Origin of the sequence: Corynebacterium glyciniphilum AJ 3170 (assembly GCF_007673095.1) — a bacterium.
Classification (GTDB): domain Bacteria; phylum Actinomycetota; class Actinomycetes; order Mycobacteriales; family Mycobacteriaceae; genus Corynebacterium.
In genome coordinates this window covers 160,245-177,516 of the sequence record NZ_VDYZ01000006.1, presented here as the reverse complement: position 1 = coordinate 177,516, position 17,272 = coordinate 160,245, and the positions used below count along the sequence as shown (strand labels likewise).

Here is a 17,272-nt window from a genome sequence, read left to right as displayed (position 1 = left end):
TCGTCTATCTCAGGGATATGAACGATAATGGTGAACTGTGCTGAACATTCACCGTCTGACCCTGCTGCGTGAGGTCCACCAGCGCGGCACTCTGGCCGCCGTGGCCCGCGAGCTGCACTATTCCCCGTCCGCCGTATCCCACCAGCTCAGCCAGCTGGAGCGTGAGGCCGGGGTTCCGCTGCTGGAGACGGTGGGCCGCGGGGTGCGGCTCACCGAGGCTGCGCTCCGGCTCGTGGCACGTACCGACGAGGTCCTGACGATCCTGGACACCGCCGAGGCCGAGCTCGCCTCATCGCGCGCCGGCGCGGAGGGGACGCTGCGGGTGACCAGCTTCCAGTCAGCATTGGCCACGATCCTGCCGACAGCGCTGACGATGCTGGAGAAGCGGCACCCGGAGTTGAATGTGGAGGTCTACCACCGCGAGGTCGGCGAGGCCTTCGAGGGGCTGGCCGCACACTCCTACGACGTGGTCATCGGTGACGAGTTCCCCGGGCAGCCGGAGCCGGTGCGCCCCGGGCTGCACCGCGAGGAGCTCTTCGCCGACCCGATGCTGCTGGTCCTGCCGACGACGGGACGCTGGGCGGTACCCGCCGAGGAGCTGGACGGTCTGGCGGACCTGGCGGACACCCCGTGGATCCTGGAGCCGGCGACGATGCCGCAGGGACGGTGGGAACGGACCGTCCTGCGCGAGGCCGGTGTGGAGCCGCGGGTGAAGTGCGAAACCACCGACCCGATCCTGCGGGCGCACATGGCCCGCACCGGGCACGGTGTCACGGTGATCCCGGCGATGCTGGCCGGGCCACACCTTGACCACACCCAGGCGTTGGCGATGCCCGGCTCGCCGCACCGTCAGCTGTTCACCGCGGTGCGCGACGGCTACACCGGCCATCCCGGTGTGCGTGCGTTCCGTACCGCGCTGGGGGCGGCTGCCCGGCGGGAGTCACCGGACACACCGGAGCAGCTCTGACGTTTCATGTGAAACCATGGGGCCATGACGGAAACCCCGACCACCTCCGCGTCCGCCCCCGAGTCCACCTCCGAGCCCACCGCGACCTCCACCTCTTGGCGCGACCTCTCCCCTACCCCTGACCTCGGCCTCGTGGTCCTCGACATGGACGGCACCCTGCTCCGGGCGGACGGTACTGTCCCCCAGGGGTTCTGGGACCTGCTGCCGGTGATGCAGGACCGTGGCATTGTCGTGGTGCCCGCCTCCGGACGTCAGCACGCGACGCTGCACGACATGTTCGGCGACCACGGGATCCGGACCTACCTCGCGGAGAACGGTACCGTCGTCGTCCACGATGACGAGGTCGTCGCCACCTCTCCCCTGTCCGACGACACGGTGCAGCAGTGCATCTCCGCGGTACGTGGTACCGACCGGCGTCTCGGCCTCGTCATCTGCACTCCCGAGGTCGCCTACGTAGAGAGCTCCGACCGCGAGTTCCTCGACGAGGCCGCGAAGTACTACCACTCCCTCGAACAGATCGACGACCTCACCACGGTGGACACTCCGGTGGTGAAGGTCGCCGTCTTCGCCTTCGGCTCCGCCGAGGACGCCGCCCCGGGCCTGTTCACCGGCGAGGACGCCGCAGCTCCCGAGGTGGATGAGAACAACGCGGTGGTGATCTCCGGGGCGAACTGGATCGACATCATGCGTACGGACGCCAACAAGGGTGCCGCCCTGCGTGACCTGCAGAAAGAACTGGGCGTCTCACCGGCGAACACCGCGGTGTTCGGCGACTACCTCAATGACCTGGAGATGATCGGCGAGGGCGACCTGTCCTTCGCCATGGCCAATGCTCACCCCGGCATCACGGAGGCCGCGAACTACACCGCTCCGGCCAACACCGAGGACGGCGTGGTGCAGGTACTGCGACAGTTGCTGGGTGTGTGATCGGCGTAGATTCTCATTATCGAGAATGAGGGAGGTACGGGCACTAACCACGCAGAACAGGTGATGTGCCCCCGCCACAGGCTGTGACGTCCCTCCCTGGGACAGCCACCCCAGGGTGGCCAGCCAGCACAGAACCAACACAATCCTGGGGTCCGAGCCACGTCTGCACACCCTCAGCGGCGACGTGAGGTCCCTGAAACGGATGCCGGGCACGACCTGGTACACCTGGAGGCGTCCCCGACCATACTTCGACGTGGAGAGAGAACCCATGACACGACACCGCGCCGCCATCACCGCATCCCTCGCTGCCGTCCTCGCCCTGGGCCCCCTCAGCGCCTGCAGTGACGGCGACGGCAACAACGGCAGCGCACCCGACACACCGACGTTCACCGAAGACACCGGCACCGGGAACACGGGCACCGACGCCCGCGAGACCGTAACCGAGACAGTGACCACAGAGGCAGGGGACCCCTCTGACGCCTCTGAGCCCGACCCCGCCGACGGTCGCATCACGGTCTCCGCCTCAGGCAGCGGGCCCGTCGCACTTACCACGGACGACTCGCCCGAGGGGGAGGCCGAAAGCATCTCCGGACGTCTCGTCACCGGCCAGGGCTCCTGCTTCGCCGTCGTCGGATTCTCGGACGACGGCCCTCCCCGGCCTCTCGTGGTCCCCGCAGACGCCGACGTCGTCACCCAGGACGGGCGTCCGTCGGTCACCCTTCCCGGCAGGGACACGGTGTACGTGGGCCAGCCGATGGATCTCGAGGCCACGACCGTACCGATCAGCGATCTCGAGGGTGTCCCCGACCGGTGCGCCAGCGGTGACTCCCGGGACGCGCTCGTCGCGAACTGATCCACGGAGCCCTCCCCCGATACATATAAGCATTCGATGGACATGCCAGAATGTGAGCCATGACACTTGCACCCTGGGTCCGGATCGCGCTGGGCATGTTCGCCGTCTCCTACGGCGCGAACCTCTTCGCCCCACTCCTGCCCGTGATGCGCGAGACACACGGACTGGGCCAAGCGCCGGTGAACTTCGTCCTCGCCGTCTACGTCCTGGGGCTCATCCCCGCCCTGATGGTCGGCGGACCGCTGTCCGACAGGCGGGGTCGGCGCTCGGTCGTCCGTCCCGCCCTGTTGTTCTCCGCGACGGGGACGGTGGTGACGCTCGCGGCCCATCTCGGCGTTGACGTGGCGTGGGGGCCCGTCCTGCTCTGTGTCGGCCGGATGCTCACCGGCATCGCCGTGGGCCTGGTGCTCGCCGCCGGAGCGTCGTGGCTCAAGGAGGTCACCGTGGAGACCGACGGGAACGACGGTGCGGCAGCCCGGCGCGCGACCGCAGCCACCTCCGCCGGGTTCGGTGTCGGCCCGCTGGTCAGTGGGCCTGTCGCGGAATGGCTGCCGGGCCCGGACACCACCCCGTTGATCATCCACCTCGTGATGATCCTGGTGCTGACCCCTCTGGTGTGGGTCACCCCGGATGCAGGACGACGGGCAGCCTCCCGTTTGCAGTTCCCACCCTCGGCGCGTACACCCCGGTTCCTGTTCACCGTGGCGCTGTGGGCACCGTGGGCGTTCGGACTGGCGACGACGTCCTTTGCGGTACTTCCGCCGCTGGTGACCTCGGGTGTGTCCGCGCCGGTGGCGTACACCGGTCTGATCGCCGGGGTCACCATGCTGACCGGCACCTTCGTGCAGCCCTGGGCCGGACGGCTGCCGACCTGGGCGGCCGTCACTCCGCCGTTGTACGCCCTGGGTACCGCCGTGATCGGTATGGGTGCGGCAGTCATCGTGGTCACCACCCACGCGGTGTGGTTCCTGGTGCCGACCGCGATGGTCCTCGGCACCGCCTACGGCATCATGATCGTGTCAGGGTTGCGGGAGGTGCAGCGCATCGCGGCACCGGAGGAGCTGGGGTCCCTCACCGCCGTGTTCTACGCCCTGACCTACCTGGGGTTCTTCATGCCGTTCGCCATCGCGCTGATCGCACCGCTGGTCGGCTACGTCACCGTGTTCCTCGTCGGCGCCGTGGTCTGCGTGATGTCCGCAGTGGCCGTGAAGGTCGCCTCCCGTCACAGCCAGCCGTTCTGATCCGCGACGGTGACTGCCTCGAAACGGTTCGAGGCCCCGGTCTTCCCGATGACCGAGGACAGGTGGTTACGGACCGTGCCCTGGGACAGGTGCAGTTCCGCCGCGATCTCCCGGATGCCCGTCCCTCCCCGTGCGGCGCGGCAGACCTCCACCTCCCTGCCGGTCAGCGGCGAATCCGGGGTGAACAGTGACTCCTCCGCCAATGCCGGGTCCACGACCCGCAGTCCCTGGTGGACGCGCCGCACCGCCTCCGCCAGCTGGGAGGGCGGGGTGTCCTTCACCACGAAGCCACTGACCCCGGCGGCCAGGGCCTTGCGCAGGTAGCCGGGACGCCCGAAGGTGGTGACGATCACCGTCCGGCAGGACAGCCCCGACCCCTCTGACTGCAGTGCTTCAGCCGCCTCGATCCCGGTCATGCCCGGCATCTCGATGTCGAGCAGGGCGACGTCGACCCGGTGCTCCCGCACCGCCTCGACCACCTCGTCGCCGCGGCCGACTTCGGCCACGACCTCCAGGTCGTCCTCGGTGCCCAGCAGTGCCGCGAGCGCACCGCGGACAAGATCCTGGTCATCGGCGATCAGGACGCGGATCATGATTCTCCCGTCATCGACACCGACAGGCGTGTTCCCGGCTCCACCGCGGTCACCGTCAGTGTGCCGCCGGCATCCTCCACCCGACGCCCCAGCCCTGACAGCCCGTTGCCCCGCTCCCCGTCCCAACCCACGCCGTCATCCAGGACTTCGACGCGGTCGGTGGACATGGTCACCTCACAACGCCGCGCGCGCGAGTGCCGGACGACATTGGTGACGCCCTCCCGCACCACCCACGAATACAGGTGGGCGTTCACACCCGCCACTGACACGTCCTCCGGCAGCACAGCCTCGATACCCGCCGTGGTCAACGCCCGGCGTGCGGCCTCGACCTCGCCGGCGAGGTCCGGGGACCGCATCCGGGTCACAGTGGAACGCACCTCCGCCAGGGCCGTCCGCGACAGTCGCGTGATCTGCGCGAGTTCCTCCTTCGCCGCAGCGGGGTCGGAGTCGATCAACCGGCCCGCCAGCTCCGACTTCAGGGTCACCACCGTGAGGGAATGGCCCAACAGGTCGTGGACGTCCACGGCGATGGACTCGCGCTCCCGGGCGATCGCCAGCTCGTGCTCCAGATGTGCCCTCTCCTCGTAACGGCGGGTCACCAGCGCCACGGCGTACACCATCAACGGTGACGCGAGCGTTCCACCCAACACACCCGGCATGGCCTCGGGCTCAGTGAGGTAGATCAACCCCGTCGAGCCGAGGACCAACGCAACCGTCGCAGGAAGGCTGAGGACCAGGGGCAGGGGGAAGGCCAGCACGGCGACGAAGAACGGGACGAGGAACGCCGCGAGGGAGCCGATCACCGCGGCGGTGGCCACAGCAACCAGCGCGAGCAGGGTGAACCAGAACAGGTACCGCCGCGATATCGTCAACCGCTGCGGCCACTGGTCGATCATCCCGAAGGCGACGGCGTAGACGGCGCTGAAGAGGATGAGCAGGGCGATACCGGCCACGGTGCGCCCCGTCACCCCCTCCGTCACCACGAGCACGAGGGCCGGTACGACGAGGACGACCAGCCAGATGGAGGCCATCAGGCTGGAGGAACCGTCGAAGTTCTTCATCGCCGACCCTTCTCCCGGTTGTGCAGTGCCAGGACAATGAGGATGAACACCGCCGACCAGGCCAGGAAGTTCACTACCGCCCACCATAGCGGGTCATGGACCAGGCCCGGGTCGTACGAGACCGACTGGTAGCCCTCGGTCAGCGGCGCGCGCGCCAGGGACGCCGGCCCGTAGAGCGGGCTGAAGCGTCCGACGGTCATCACGGTCTCCGGCAGGGGCATGAAGAGGTTGCCGAGGAATGCCAGCACAACGATGCTCGTCCCGGCGATGCTCACCGAGTTCTCCGTCGGCCACATCTGCGACCACATCATCCCGTAGAAGCCGAAGGGGATGGCCCCGACGACGCACAGCAGGAAGGACGTCGCCCACGCCGTACCGGGCATCGACGCCCCCGTCAGGGCTCCGACGGTGAACACGGCCGCCACCGGCAGCACCGAACGGATCGTGATGCCGAGCAGACGCGACGCCAGCAACTGCCCGTGGGTCAACGGGGTGAGCGCGAGCTGGCGTCCCCACCCGGTGGTGCTCTCCACGACGATCTGACCGGCGGCGGCGACCGCACCGGTCACGCCGGCGTAGAGCGCCATCCCGATCATGATGTAGGCGGAGACGTTTCCCTTCCCGACAGGCTCATCACCGAATCCCATGGCCTGGCCGAAGACCAGGTAGAACAGGACCGGCAGTCCCATGGAGAAGAACAGCATCGCACCGTCGCGGTACAGGCGGCGCAGGTCGTGGAGGGCGAAGTGCAGGGTGGTGGTCATGACTGTTCACTCCCGTCGCCGGTGAGCCGGATGAAGGTGTCTTCCAGTGTCTGTGCGGAGATCCGCAGGTTCGTCGCGCCGCGGGCGAGCAGGTCGCGCGCGAGATCGTCGGACGCGGTGGTGGCCACCCGGTGGTGTCCGTCCAGGTCGTACTCGACGACGACGTCGCCGTCCTGGAGCTCGGCCGGGGTGCCGTCGGCGATGATCACGCCCGCGTCGAGCAGGACGATGCGTCTGGCGAAGTCCTGCGCCTCCTGCAGGTAGTGGGTGGCGAACAGGACGGTGACCCCACGGTCTGCCTGGACGCGCATCGACTCCCAGAACTCGTGCCGGTTGGCGGGGTCCATCCCTGCGGTGGGTTCGTCGAGGATGAGCAGCTCGGGGTCGCCGAGCAGGGCGAGGGCGAATCGCAGTCGCTGCTGCTCACCTCCGGAGCACCGTCCCACCCGTTGTCGGCGCATGTCCGTGAGTTTGGCGTGCTCCAGCACCTCGTCCACGGGACGCGGATTCGTCAGGGTCGCGGCGATCATCTTCACCGTCGCCTCGACGGTCATGTCGGGCAGCAGTCCCCCGGTCTGCATCACGGCACCTACCCGTTGGCCCGTGACCGCCTCCCGCGGTGTTCCGCCGACGACCGAGACGTCGCCCGTGGTGGGTTTCGTCAGGCCGAGGAGGAGGTCGATCAGGGTGGTCTTGCCTGCCCCGTTGGGGCCGAGCAGGGCCACGATCTCGCCCCGGTCGACGGTGAGGTCGACATCGTCCAGAGCCGCGATCCGGCGGTTACCTGTCCCCCGGAAGGTCTTGCCCAGCCGCTCTGTGTGTACTGCTGCGGTGTGTGTGGTGTTCATACCCCGAGTCAACCGCGGAGCCGCAGCCGGTACCCCGCCCCACTGTCACCGTTTCCCCGTGACAGTTGTCATGGTGCCGGCGTGGTGTCAGCGTCAGCCGGCGATGATCTTGTTGAACTGGCGCGCCACGGGTGCCGGGGAGAAACGGGCGGCCAGGCGCAGGGCGAGATCCGGGAAGGACACGGAGTAGTCCTGACGCTGACGCTCGAGCCAGTTCTTCGGGTGCACGGACTTCCACACGGCGTCGGCGACGTCCTCGGTCTTGATCCGCACGCCGAGACGCTTGGTGGAGGCGGCCTCGACGTCGGCGAGCTTCGTCTTGACCCACAGGGGCATGATGTTGACGACGCGGATCTTGTCCTTGCGCCACTCCAGGCTCATGGCCTGGGTGAAGCCGTGGACGTAGAACTTCGACGCCGAGTAGGGGGTGATGTGCGGCTGTCCGTAGATGCCGGACGCCGACCCCATCGACACCATGTGCGAGCCCTTGGTGTTCTTCAGGTACGGGTGGGCGGCGCGGGCGCCGAAGGTGATGCCGGTGCAGTTGATCTCGATCTGCTTGGCGATGAGGCCGGGAGCCTGCTCTGCGACGTCGTGGTCGCCGATGATGCCGGCGTTGTTGTCGAGGACGTCGAGCTTGCCACCGGTGTGGGAGGTGAAGTCGGCCAGGGCCTGCTCCCAGGACTCGTAGTCGGTGACGTCGAGACGTCCGGTGATGATGTCGGGGTACTGCTCCTTGAGCAGTTCCAGTCCCTGTTCGTCGATGTCGTAGGCGCCGACGGTCCAACCGGCGTTGCGGAACTTCAGTGCCACTTCGCGGCCGATGCCGGCGGCACCACCGGAGATGAAAATGCTCTTCGAGTTGTTCATGGACGGCAATCTATCAGGGCTCGAACATAAATACATCACATTCGGCAAAAGAATTAAGGTCCTGCTCGCTACAGAGGCCGTGCATTCTCGGACAACCATCCGAACGGCCCGGTCAGTCCCTCGGTGATCTCCGTGCTCCCGCCACCCATGATCGGCGAGTTGGGGGTGCAGCGTTTCTCGGGGACGCTGCCCGGATCCAGGGCGTCGCGCACGATGTCGACGACCCGTGGTGAGTAGGACATGGAGATGTGGTCGGAATGGTCCTGTGCGCAGCCGTCCTGGACCGTGACATTGCTGACCGTCGCGTCCTCCCCGGCGGTGAGGAAAGTGGAGTCGTACGGGGTGGTGACCTCGTCGTACTCCGTGGCCACCACCGTGTAGTCGACGCCGGGCACCGTGTCGCCACGTTGGTTGAGCCTGGTGAGCAGAGGTGACCCGTACTGCTGCTGGGTCCCCGCCTCCCCGATGACGTAGTCCAGCGCCGGGTCGAGATCCAGACCGAGACCACCGATGAACCGGTTGAGATTGGCCAGCCCGGACAGTGTGGTGCCGTGATTGGTCGCCCCTAAGGTGACGGTCTTGTCGACCTTCTCCGCTCCCCCGTTGAAGGCCAGGTACTGGCGGGCAAGCAACCCGCCCTGGGAGTGACCGACCAGGTCAACCTCCTGCGTACCCGTCGCCTCGAGCACCCGGTCGACGAAAGTCTCGATCTCACCGGCGGAGGCGGCGATGTCCCCCGTGCCGAAGGTGTTCGGCAGGACGGTGCCCGCCCCGCCCTTGTCGAGGATCTCGGCGCGGCCGTAGTTCGGGGCAAAGACGCAGTACCCGTCGTCGGCGAGCTGCGGTGCCAGCCCCGACCAGTTGTCGTAGGCGTTCTCCCACGTTCCGTGGATGAGGACAACCGGGTTCGGGTGCTCTTTGCTGGGGGTGCAGTCCCAGTCGTTGGCTCCGATCGGGGACCGCTGCGGCTCATGGAAGCTTTCGACGAAGGCGTCGACGAAGTTGGACGGCGAATGTGTCTCGGCGACAGCTGTCGGGGCCGTTGTCGCCACCGCCGCGACAGCAGCGGCGCCCAGCAGCGCAGCGACAGGTTTGGTTTTGGTACTCAACATGAACGGTACGATACCGCCACAGGTATAGGCGCATGAGCGGTTCGGTCATGTTGCGTCCCGGCACCGTCGCCGGTCCCGTCGAGCATCTGAGTCGTCGCAGGGGTTAATTCCGGGCCGGTTACTGACCTGAGGGGTGTCTCAGATCCGGAAGGCGATTCCGCGCTCATCGAGAATCCCTCTCAACTGTGTGGGGTAGTCGGTGATGATGCCGTCGGCGCCGGCGTCGAGCGCAGAACCCCGATGTACCGACTGTTCACCGGGGATTCCGCTCCAGAACACCAAAACATAGGAAACTAGTTGTCTATCGTGGTACATACGGTGCATGGCCTTCTCACCACAGCAGCTCCGACGATTCATGCAGTACTGGCCGCCGTTCCTCGGTGCCGGTGTGAAAATCAGGGACTTCGCCGACGACGGCTCCCGCGTCGTCGTGACCCACCGTCCCGGACGGTTGACGAAGAACGCCGTCGGCACGGCGTTCGGCGGCACGATCATGTCCATGACCGACCCCTTCTACATGCTCGCCTCCATGGCGCGCCTGGGTCGTGACTACAACGTGTGGGACATCAAGGCCGAGGTCGACTTCGTGAAACCCGGCCGCGGCACCATCACCGCGGACATGCGGATCGACGACGCCACCTACGACCTCATCAGGGAACGCACCGCCGACGGGGCGAAGTACCTGCACTGGTTCGAGGTGGACGTCACCGATGAACAGGGGGACACCGTCGCACGGGTACGACGGCAGGTCTACTACCGCAGGAAGCGCTAGACCCCCAGCCTCCACAACGAGGTGACCTCGCGGGAGCGTGCGACGTGCAACGGGTCGTCGGCGTCACGGACCTTGGGGTGACGCGGCGCGGTGTCCTCGCGTCCGACGACACGCAGACCGCCCTCGGCGATCCACCCCTCCAGCTGCTCCCGGGTGCGTAGGCCCAGGTGCTCGGCCAGGTCGGAGAGCACCAGCCACCCCTCCCCGCCGTCGGTCAGGTGGTCGGCCAGTCCGGCCAGAAAACGCCGTAGCGCCCCGGAATCCGCATCGTAGATCCCCAGCTCGAGATCGGAGGTCGGCGTCCCGGGCAACCACGGCGGGTTGAACACGACCACATCCGCCCGGTGACCCTCCTGCCACAGGTCCGCCCGGACGACATCCACTTCACATCCCAGCCTCTCGAGGTTCCGCCGTGCACATACCACCGCACGAGGGCTGACGTCCGTCGCCGTCACCGTCGCCCCATGACGTGCCAGCACTGCGGCGAGGACGCCGGTACCCGTCCCGATCTCCAGGACGTCCTGCCCGGCCACCTCGTCGGCGAGTGCGGCGACCAGACCGATGTACTCACTGCGCGTCGGTGAGAAGACACCGTAGTCCGGGTAGATGTGGTCCCCCAGTTCCTCGACCCAGACTCCCCGCTGGTGCCACTGCCAGGCGCCGAGCACCCCCTGCAGTTCGGTGAACGGCACCGTCCCCGGATGAGCGGTGCCGTAGGCGTGACGGCAGGCGTCGCGGACGTCAGGGGCGCGCCGCAGGTCCAGCGTGTAGTCCTCCCCCAGTTCCACGAGGATGCGCCCGAGAACGTCGGCCCGGTCGGCCCGGTCAGCACGCTGCCGGAGGAACAACGCCGTCGCATCCCCCGGCGCGTTCTTCTGGGCCTTCTGGGCCTTCCGGGTCAACCGACGGTCGACGGCCTTGAGCAGCTGACGACCATTGTGGAAGTCACCCCTCCACACCAGTGACCCTCCGGCCCGCAGATGGCGCAATGCCTGGTCAGCCGTGGTGGTGTCGTCCGCAGTCTCGATCATGACAGTGATTCTCCCACGGGACATGGTGATCTTGGATCCAAAAGTAACGAGAACACCCACCGGAGCGTTGGGATCCCTTAGACTGTTTCACACTGTTACACACCAGCGCGGCCGACACCCGCCTGCGTTTCGAGAGGACCAACGACGTGACCACCCACAAGGCGACCCCCAGTTCCCGGTCCCACCGCAACAGACTCGTCCGGCGCATCCGGGCCGGCGCACTGGCCGTTGCCGCGGCTCTGTCCGTCGGGGCAGGTGCTGTCGTCGCCGCCCCGGCGGCCTCCGCAGCCCCCGCGGGCAACGTCGTGATCATGGGCGACTCCTACGCGGCGAATCCCGACCAGTACTACAACACACTGCGCGGTATCGACGGTTTCGTGCCGGACAACTACCCCGTCACCGGCAACTGCCTGCAGGCCCCGAACAACTGGCCACGCCTGATGCAGCAGCGCCACGGACTGGCCGTGAACGACTGGTCGTGCTCCGGCATGACCTCGCACAGCGCCCTGGGCCGGATCGACCGGGCCGTGAACGCAGGCGACATCCACCCCGGTACCCGCACCGTCGTACTGAACTACGGCATGAACAACTTCGGCCCCGGTGGCACCGACAACGGCGCCGACTTCCTCAACCCCGGCGACGTCCGCAACCGGTACCTCGCCGACGTCCGTGCAGCCGCCGCCAAGGTGCGCTCCGCCGCCCCGGGCGCCCGGATCGTGATGGCCGGGCAGATGGCGATCACCTCGAACGGCATGTTCTGCTTCGCCAATGTCGTCCCCGACTTCCCCGCGGGCCTGCCGATCCCGGTGCTCAGCGACGTGGAGAAGTGGCTGCGTGGCAACCAGCAGGAGGCTGCCCGCCAGATCGGCGCATCCTTCGTGGACCTGAAGACCGAGTCGGCCGGCAACGCCACCTGCTCGCCGGACCAGAACCGTTACGTCGCCGGCATCCTGGACACCACCACCCCGAACTACAACATGATGATCCACCCGTCCCTGAAGGGATCCACCTTCATCGCCGACCGCATGGCCGGCGCAGTCTAGATGGGCTCACTCGTTGAGGCGCGACTGGTGGCGCAGCGGCTGCTCACACCCGCCGACTCCGCCGTCGCCCTCCTCGAGACCATGGGCCCGATGCAGGGCCAGGATCTGACGGGGGTCCTCAGTTCCCTCGCCCTGCGTCTTCCCTCGGGTACGGACGTCACGGACGTGCGCGACGCCTTCACCTCCGGGGAACTCGTGCGGGGGTACCCGATGCGCTCCACCGTCTTCGCGATGTCTGCCCGTGACGCCGGCTGGATCACCGAACTGTGCGCGGGCCAGCAACGTCGCGAGTCCACCCGCCGCTGGGAGAAGGAGGGGATCAGCCCCGCCGAGGTGACCCGCGCCCACGATGTCTTCCTGGAGTCCCCCGGACTGTCCCGTAAGGCCCTCGGCAACCTCTGGGCCCGCCACGGGTTCCCGGACGACACGGGATTCCGATACCTGATGATCCGCGACATGATGCTGCACGGCACGGCGGTCTACGGACCTTTCGACGGCGACGACCAGCTCATCGTCCCCGCCACGCCGGTGCCCTACACCGGCGAGCACTCCCCCACAGCGGAACTCCTGCTGCGTTACCTGACCGGCCACGGCCCTGCGGACCTGCGGGATTTCGCATGGTGGACGAAACTGCCGCAGCGGGTGGTGAAGGAGGCATTCACCGAGATCGCCGGCGAGGTGGAGACCACCGTCGGACTGCACCACCGTCCCGGCCTGTACGAGGAGATCGCCGGGATGAAACGTCGTGCGCACGGAACATTCGCGTTACCCGCGTTCGACGAGATCGTGCTGGGCTACCGTGACCGGCTGGCGTTCATGTCGTCCACGCACCACGACCGGGTCGCGCCCGGCAACCGTGGCGTATTCCGTCGGACGGTGGTGCGTGGCGGAAAGTTCATCGCCACCTGGTCGGCTGCCGGAATTGAACCGTTCACTCCGCTGAGCGCCACCGCCGAACGAGATGTCACCCGCGCGGTGCGGAATTACCCGCGAGCCCGGCGATGAACGTGTCGATCAACCACTCCGCCTGACCGGGGGCGAAACTCTCGGCCTTCTCCGGCATCGGACGCGATACGGCGGCCAGTCCGAGGTGGAAGCGCCAGGGCGACAGTCCCGGTTCCACGAAACCCGATGCTGCGGCCAGCTCCAGGATGCCCTGGTAGGCGGAGAGGAACCGCTCCCGGATCGGCTCAGTGTCGAGCCACACCCGTCCGTCCACGGGGGTGACGGCGATGGTGCGCTCCGCCAGTGCCGCGACTTTCAGCGCAGCGACCTCATGCACGAAGGTGCGCCACCCTTCCGCCGATCCGTCCCAGTTCCCGGTGTGCCGGTCGATGATCTCCAGCACGCGGTGGGCCATGTCCTCGATGAGACCGGTCACGAGGTCGTCGCGCGTCGGGAAATGGCGGTAGAGCGTACCGATACCGACACCTGCTTCGGCGGCGACGGTACGCAACGGCACCTCCGGACCATCCAGGGCGAAAAGGTCCCAGGCTGCGGTGATCAACGCGGCCCTCTTCTCCCGTGCATCGGCTCGCATCAACTCTCCTCTTGCATCTCAGTAACCGGAGGATTACGCTCCAGAAAAACGGAGCGATCCGCTCCATTTAACACGCTACCATGCAGGAGATCCCCGTGAAGACGACACTCAAGCTCGGCGGCATCATCCTCGGCCTCACCGCGGCCGTCACCCTGATGCTGCTTGCCTTCCTCTCGCCCCAGATGAACTCAGGCCCCGATGACATTCCCGTCGCGGTCACCGCACCCGAGCCGGTGGTCAACCAGCTCAGCGAGAACTTCGACGTGACCGTCTACGACGATCCGTCTGACGCCAAGGAGGCCGTCCTTGACCGCGATGCTGTCGGTGCTGTCACGGTCACCCCTGGCGGGGCCACCGTGTACACCGCCTCCGGCGCCGGCCAGCCGTACACCCAGGTCCTCACCGGCGTCGCCGAAGGCATGCAGGCCGAGGTCGAGGATGTCGCTCCGACGACGCAGGACGATCCGACCGCAGGCGGGCTCAGCGCCCTCGCGTTGCCGCTGGCGTTCGGCGGCATGGTGTCGGCGGCGGTCCTCTCGATGACGATGAAGAAGCGCTACGGCCTGCGCATCATCGGCTCGTTGGTCTTCTCGGTCCTCGCCGGACTCGTGGTCGGGGCCATCCTGCAGTTCGGTTTCGGGACATTCGACGGAAACTACTGGGAGACAGCGGGTGTGCTCGCACTCGGCATCGCCGGTACGTCATTGTTCGTGCTCGGGCTCGAGGCGTTGATCGGCTTCGCCGGACTGGGGATCGGCGCACTGCTGACGCTGTTCGTCTCCAACCCACTGTCGGGTATCGCCACAGGGTGGCAGTGGCTACCCTCCCCGTGGGGTGCAATCGGCCAGTTCCTGCCGATCGGCGCCGCCGGGAACGCCACCCGTTCGGTGGCGTTCTTCGACGGCGCCGGCATCGCACACTCTGTGTGGGTACTGCTCGCCTGGGTGGCGATCGGCATGGGTCTGGTGGGGCTCGCTGCGCTGCGGTACCGCAGGTTCACCTCCCGGCTCGCGGGAGAGAAGCGCCCGGCCGAGGCCTAGTACAGGCTAGTTCGCCGCTTCTCCGGCTGCGCCGGCACCGTCGGTACCGCCTGCCCCCTCCAGGACGGAGGAGCCGGCACTGCTCAGGTCGATCGCCGAGGAGCCGAGCTCCAGTGTGGAGGAACCGATGCCGATCGGGTTACCGGTGGCCACCGACGAACCGAGGCTGAAGGCAGAGGTCAGGAAGTTGATGAGGGGCTCGATGAGAGTATCCATGATGGACCTTTCCACGTGAGAGGGGTGCCAGCGGACGCTGTACGGCCACTATCTTAGGCAACCCTTCCCCTCGTGCAACAGGAACGTTGCACCCACCCCCGGTCAGCTCCCCGAAATCACGTCGGAGCCTGCGCCGCTGAGTTCCGCTCCGGATGAGCCGAGATCGAGGACGTTCGAGCCGACGGCGAGTGATCCGTCTCCGGAAAGAACCGAGGATCCGAGCTCCAGGGTCGACGATCCGAAGCCGATGAGCGACTCGATGAGATTGATCAGAGAATCCATGAATTACCTTCCGATAGCGTCAGTGGCTGTTGTCGAAGTGACGTACACCACACTAGGCGGAACTTTCCCCCTGCAAGGGAAAATAGCGAAAGAGGGCGGGAAGACTAACCCAGTCCCCACACCGCACAGCCTGGCAGAAGCGTCGGCCGCCACTCACCCTTCCAGTCGCCGGGCGATGAGGGGGAACGGAGCAATCCCGGCCTCATGCAGTTGTTTACGGACGACACTGTAGAAGCTTGGACGCAGTATCTGTCCTGCGAGGAACGGGATCGCTTTCCCAGGCAGGACTGCATAGTTCATGATGAGTATCGGCGTGTCCCCGGTGAACTCCAGCAAAGTCGAATTGTCGACTCCGAGCGTTCGGGAGTACCACTCCGAGATCGACGCCCATGCCTCTACCGCGGCCTGCGGGGCCGCGTCTCCAGCGAAATGGTTGAGTAAGATTTCTCCCTCCTGTCCCTCGGTATCACCGAACCTTCCGGCGTTACGGGCGACGGTCGCCAGTTCCGGTGTCGGGAAGCCGAGAGCTGAGGTGCGCTGGACAAGCTCGTCACGCACCTCGTCGCCGGCATGGACCAGCAGCGCCACGTCATATCGTGGCCCCCCGTCGACAGGCACGACCGTCGTCACCTGCAGGGCATGGGCAGTGACCGCACCCTCTTCCCGTAGTTGTTCAGCGATATGGACAAGATGTTCCTGATAGTGCTCCCGGCGCGTGCTCGCCTTCACGAACGGACCACGGAGCTGCAGATCGATATTCCACGCCAGATACGTGAACCAACCGTCCAATGGTTTGTCGAAATTCATTGTGCTCTCCAAGCATTGATGTGATGTGGGAAAAGGGTGTCAAGGAATATCCGGATAGTGCCGGTCCAGACGAGGGCGGAGCCGAGTAGATGCAGCCCGATGAGGGCTTCCGGCAGGCCAAGTACCACCTGCGCGATTCCGACGCCTCCCTGGAGGGACACCACCAGGAGAAGTATCCGGACATGTCTTCGCAGCCCGGACCTGCTACTTCGGCGTGTGCCGATCCATGCCCAGACCATAAGTGCGGTGACGACAATCGCGGCTGCGGCATGGAGGCGGGAGACGGTGATCCAGTCGAACGGCATGCGCGGTACACCGGACGAATCGCCGGCGTGTGGGCCGGTCCCGGTGACGACGGTACCGAGCATGATGAGTACCGCGGTGGCGATGAGCAGGCTCGTGCCAAGTACCCGCAGGGCAGGTTGGTACGGCTCCTGAAGACCGTCTTGATCGAGTTCGTTGACGCGGTGCCACGTGACGGTGGCCGTTCCGACGAGCAGCATCGCGGCGATGAAGTGGCCCGCGACGACGTACGGGTTGAGCTCGGTCCAAACCGTGATGCCACCAATGACGGCGTTGAGCACCACGACCCAGAACTGCGCCCACGCCCACCTGCTGACCGACGGTGCGGGACTGCGCTGCAAGCGGGTGGCGATCATCAGCCAACCTAGGATGACGCAGAGCGCGACCGTAAGCAGCCGGTTGCCGAACTCAATGGCCCCGTGCAGCCCCATCTCACGGGTCGGCGCCAGGGTATCGCTGGTGCAGTACGGCCAGGTCTCGCATCCGAGGCCGGAACCGGTGAGCCGCACGGTCGCACCCGTCGTGACGATGAGGATGCTGGCCACGAGCGCGGCGAGTGCGGCCGAACGGAGGCTGCGGCGCTCGAGATCCACGCGGTCGGCGAGCCGCGAGAAGGGATTGGGCACGAGTCACGACCTCTAGACCAGAACTGCGATCGCGGCGTTTACGATCGTCAATACACCGACCGACCAAAACAAGGTAACTGGGATCGACGCTGTTCGACGCTGCCGTGCCCCACCGACACCGAGCAATGCGGCGATGACGAGCAGCACGACGAGTTTGATGCCGATCTTCATGTAGTTCAGCTCGTGCCCGAGACCCCACGGCGCCGCAAGCGCGAGGCCAGTGATGAGGGCGATCGTCATCGCCCACTGCATCATCGCTGTGATCCGCGGACGCCCCTTGAACGCCTCGACCGCCCAAGCTCCCAACAGTAGTGCGAATCCCACCAGATGCAGCAGGACAACGATGCCGCGCACAGTTTCCACTTCCTTGGTTCCT

General features: G+C 66.6%; 22 protein-coding genes. 8 read left to right on the top strand and 14 right to left on the bottom strand.

Features of this window, described 5'->3' with window-relative positions; all coding sequences use genetic code 11:
* The first annotated feature begins 37 nt into the window (after positions 1–37).
* From FS507_RS07715 to FS507_RS07700, 4 genes are all read left to right on the top strand, one after another.
* Positions 38–967: a LysR family transcriptional regulator gene (locus FS507_RS07715; protein ID WP_145942203.1), complete on the top strand. Its 930-nt coding sequence runs from the start codon at positions 38–40 to the stop codon at positions 965–967.
* A 24-nt stretch (positions 968–991) separates the two neighbouring features.
* A complete protein-coding gene (locus FS507_RS07710; RefSeq protein ID WP_145942202.1) occupies positions 992–1,894 on the top strand; it encodes an HAD family hydrolase in 903 nt (300 codons plus the stop codon).
* A gap of 268 nt (positions 1,895–2,162) precedes the next feature.
* Entirely contained in the window at positions 2,163–2,747 is a 585-nt protein-coding gene (locus tag FS507_RS07705; protein WP_145942201.1) for a hypothetical protein, read from the top strand.
* 59 nt (positions 2,748–2,806) lie between these two features.
* Positions 2,807–3,988 (top strand): MFS transporter, encoded by a 1,182-nt coding sequence (locus tag FS507_RS07700; protein WP_260853214.1) that lies wholly within the window; start codon positions 2,807–2,809, stop codon positions 3,986–3,988.
* Here FS507_RS07700 and FS507_RS07695 read toward each other — a convergent pair.
* The 7 genes from FS507_RS07695 to FS507_RS17570 form a co-directional block, all read right to left on the bottom strand.
* Entirely contained in the window at positions 3,970–4,581 is a 612-nt protein-coding gene (locus FS507_RS07695; protein ID WP_145942200.1) for a response regulator transcription factor, read from the bottom strand. The genes FS507_RS07700 and FS507_RS07695 overlap by 19 nt on opposite strands.
* Positions 4,578–5,642: a sensor histidine kinase gene (locus FS507_RS07690; protein ID WP_186314601.1), complete on the bottom strand. Its 1,065-nt coding sequence runs from the start codon at positions 5,640–5,642 to the stop codon at positions 4,578–4,580. Before FS507_RS07690 ends, FS507_RS07695 begins: the two co-directional genes overlap by 4 nt.
* On the bottom strand, positions 5,639–6,406 hold the full coding sequence (locus tag FS507_RS07685; protein WP_145942198.1) for an ABC transporter permease: 768 nt from the start codon (positions 6,404–6,406) through the stop codon (positions 5,639–5,641). The genes FS507_RS07690 and FS507_RS07685 overlap by 4 nt, the downstream gene beginning before the upstream one ends.
* Positions 6,403–7,254 carry an ABC transporter ATP-binding protein gene (locus FS507_RS07680; RefSeq protein WP_145942197.1) on the bottom strand — a complete coding sequence of 284 codons (852 nt, stop codon included), beginning with the start codon at positions 7,252–7,254 and terminating at the stop codon, positions 6,403–6,405. The genes FS507_RS07685 and FS507_RS07680 overlap by 4 nt, the downstream gene beginning before the upstream one ends.
* A gap of 93 nt (positions 7,255–7,347) precedes the next feature.
* Entirely contained in the window at positions 7,348–8,124 is a 777-nt protein-coding gene (locus FS507_RS07675) for an SDR family oxidoreductase (RefSeq protein WP_145942196.1), read from the bottom strand.
* Positions 8,125–8,192: 68 nt separating this feature from the next.
* Positions 8,193–9,236 (bottom strand): esterase/lipase family protein, encoded by a 1,044-nt coding sequence (locus tag FS507_RS07670; protein WP_145942195.1) that lies wholly within the window; start codon positions 9,234–9,236, stop codon positions 8,193–8,195.
* 138 nt (positions 9,237–9,374) lie between these two features.
* A complete protein-coding gene (locus FS507_RS17570) occupies positions 9,375–9,515 on the bottom strand; it encodes a hypothetical protein (protein WP_186314608.1) in 141 nt (46 codons plus the stop codon).
* Positions 9,516–9,558: 43 nt separating this feature from the next.
* Here FS507_RS17570 and FS507_RS07665 point away from each other — a divergent pair, with 43 nt between their 5' ends.
* On the top strand, positions 9,559–10,008 hold the full coding sequence (locus tag FS507_RS07665) for a DUF4442 domain-containing protein (protein ID WP_145942194.1): 450 nt from the start codon (positions 9,559–9,561) through the stop codon (positions 10,006–10,008).
* On the opposite strand, the gene FS507_RS07660 is transcribed toward FS507_RS07665, so the two are convergent.
* Positions 10,005–11,039 carry a methyltransferase gene (locus FS507_RS07660; protein ID WP_260853213.1) on the bottom strand — a complete coding sequence of 345 codons (1,035 nt, stop codon included), beginning with the start codon at positions 11,037–11,039 and terminating at the stop codon, positions 10,005–10,007. The genes FS507_RS07665 and FS507_RS07660 overlap by 4 nt on opposite strands.
* A gap of 146 nt (positions 11,040–11,185) precedes the next feature.
* On the opposite strand from FS507_RS07660, the gene FS507_RS07655 reads away from it, so the two are divergent.
* Both FS507_RS07655 and FS507_RS07650 read left to right on the top strand, forming a co-directional pair.
* Positions 11,186–12,082, top strand: a complete 897-nt coding sequence (locus FS507_RS07655) for a GDSL-type esterase/lipase family protein (RefSeq protein WP_145942192.1) — start codon at positions 11,186–11,188, stop codon at positions 12,080–12,082.
* Positions 12,083–13,087, top strand: a complete 1,005-nt coding sequence (locus tag FS507_RS07650) for a winged helix DNA-binding domain-containing protein (protein WP_260853212.1) — start codon at positions 12,083–12,085, stop codon at positions 13,085–13,087.
* Here FS507_RS07650 and FS507_RS07645 read toward each other — a convergent pair.
* Complete coding sequence (locus tag FS507_RS07645; RefSeq protein ID WP_145942191.1) at positions 13,047–13,622, bottom strand: TetR/AcrR family transcriptional regulator; 576 nt, start codon at positions 13,620–13,622, stop codon at positions 13,047–13,049. The two genes, FS507_RS07650 and FS507_RS07645, sit on opposite strands and share 41 nt — an antisense overlap.
* A gap of 95 nt (positions 13,623–13,717) precedes the next feature.
* On the opposite strand from FS507_RS07645, the gene FS507_RS07640 reads away from it, so the two are divergent.
* Complete coding sequence (locus tag FS507_RS07640) at positions 13,718–14,662, top strand: SNG1 family protein (protein WP_260853211.1); 945 nt, start codon at positions 13,718–13,720, stop codon at positions 14,660–14,662.
* Positions 14,663–14,668: 6 nt separating this feature from the next.
* Here the strand turns inward: FS507_RS07640 and FS507_RS07635 are convergent, their stop codons facing one another.
* The 5 genes from FS507_RS07635 to FS507_RS07615 all read right to left on the bottom strand — a co-directional run bounded on the left by FS507_RS07635 (position 14,669) and on the right by FS507_RS07615 (position 17,259).
* Entirely contained in the window at positions 14,669–14,878 is a 210-nt protein-coding gene (locus FS507_RS07635) for a hypothetical protein (protein ID WP_145942190.1), read from the bottom strand.
* Between the two features lie 102 nt (positions 14,879–14,980).
* Positions 14,981–15,160, bottom strand: a complete 180-nt coding sequence (locus FS507_RS07630; protein ID WP_145942189.1) for a hypothetical protein — start codon at positions 15,158–15,160, stop codon at positions 14,981–14,983.
* A 153-nt stretch (positions 15,161–15,313) separates the two neighbouring features.
* The gene (locus tag FS507_RS07625) at positions 15,314–15,967 is read right to left on the bottom strand and encodes a hypothetical protein (protein WP_145942188.1); all 654 of its coding nucleotides are present in this window, start codon (positions 15,965–15,967) and stop codon (positions 15,314–15,316) included.
* A complete protein-coding gene (locus FS507_RS07620; protein WP_145942187.1) occupies positions 15,964–16,896 on the bottom strand; it encodes a COX15/CtaA family protein in 933 nt (310 codons plus the stop codon). Before FS507_RS07620 ends, FS507_RS07625 begins: the two co-directional genes overlap by 4 nt.
* Before the next feature lie 12 nt (positions 16,897–16,908).
* Complete coding sequence (locus FS507_RS07615) at positions 16,909–17,259, bottom strand: Fe-S protein (RefSeq protein ID WP_145942186.1); 351 nt, start codon at positions 17,257–17,259, stop codon at positions 16,909–16,911.
* Between the last annotated feature and the right edge of the window lie 13 nt (positions 17,260–17,272).

Excerpts from the sequence above, each read along its gene's own strand:
- FS507_RS07680 (WP_145942197.1), bottom strand. The coding sequence starts at position 7,254 with ATGAACACCACACACACCGCAGCAGTACACACAGAGCGGCTGGGCAAG.
- FS507_RS07675 (WP_145942196.1), bottom strand. The coding sequence starts at position 8,124 with ATGAACAACTCGAAGAGCATTTTCATCTCCGGTGGTGCCGCCGGCATC.
- FS507_RS07700 (WP_260853214.1), top strand. The coding sequence starts at position 2,807 with ATGACACTTGCACCCTGGGTCCGGATCGCGCTGGGCATGTTCGCCGTC.
- FS507_RS07660 (WP_260853213.1), bottom strand. The coding sequence starts at position 11,039 with ATGATCGAGACTGCGGACGACACCACCACGGCTGACCAGGCATTGCGC.
- FS507_RS07630 (WP_145942189.1), bottom strand. The coding sequence starts at position 15,160 with ATGGATTCTCTGATCAATCTCATCGAGTCGCTCATCGGCTTCGGATCG.
- FS507_RS07710 (WP_145942202.1), top strand. The coding sequence starts at position 992 with ATGACGGAAACCCCGACCACCTCCGCGTCCGCCCCCGAGTCCACCTCC.
- FS507_RS07685 (WP_145942198.1), bottom strand. The coding sequence starts at position 6,406 with ATGACCACCACCCTGCACTTCGCCCTCCACGACCTGCGCCGCCTGTAC.
- FS507_RS07695 (WP_145942200.1), bottom strand. The coding sequence starts at position 4,581 with ATGATCCGCGTCCTGATCGCCGATGACCAGGATCTTGTCCGCGGTGCG.
- FS507_RS07705 (WP_145942201.1), top strand. The coding sequence starts at position 2,163 with ATGACACGACACCGCGCCGCCATCACCGCATCCCTCGCTGCCGTCCTC.
- FS507_RS07645 (WP_145942191.1), bottom strand. The coding sequence starts at position 13,622 with ATGCGAGCCGATGCACGGGAGAAGAGGGCCGCGTTGATCACCGCAGCC.
- FS507_RS07650 (WP_260853212.1), top strand. The coding sequence starts at position 12,083 with ATGGGCTCACTCGTTGAGGCGCGACTGGTGGCGCAGCGGCTGCTCACA.
- FS507_RS07690 (WP_186314601.1), bottom strand. The coding sequence starts at position 5,642 with ATGAAGAACTTCGACGGTTCCTCCAGCCTGATGGCCTCCATCTGGCTG.
- FS507_RS07670 (WP_145942195.1), bottom strand. The coding sequence starts at position 9,236 with ATGTTGAGTACCAAAACCAAACCTGTCGCTGCGCTGCTGGGCGCCGCT.
- FS507_RS07665 (WP_145942194.1), top strand. The coding sequence starts at position 9,559 with ATGGCCTTCTCACCACAGCAGCTCCGACGATTCATGCAGTACTGGCCG.
- FS507_RS07625 (WP_145942188.1), bottom strand. The coding sequence starts at position 15,967 with ATGAATTTCGACAAACCATTGGACGGTTGGTTCACGTATCTGGCGTGG.
- FS507_RS07635 (WP_145942190.1), bottom strand. The coding sequence starts at position 14,878 with ATGGATACTCTCATCGAGCCCCTCATCAACTTCCTGACCTCTGCCTTC.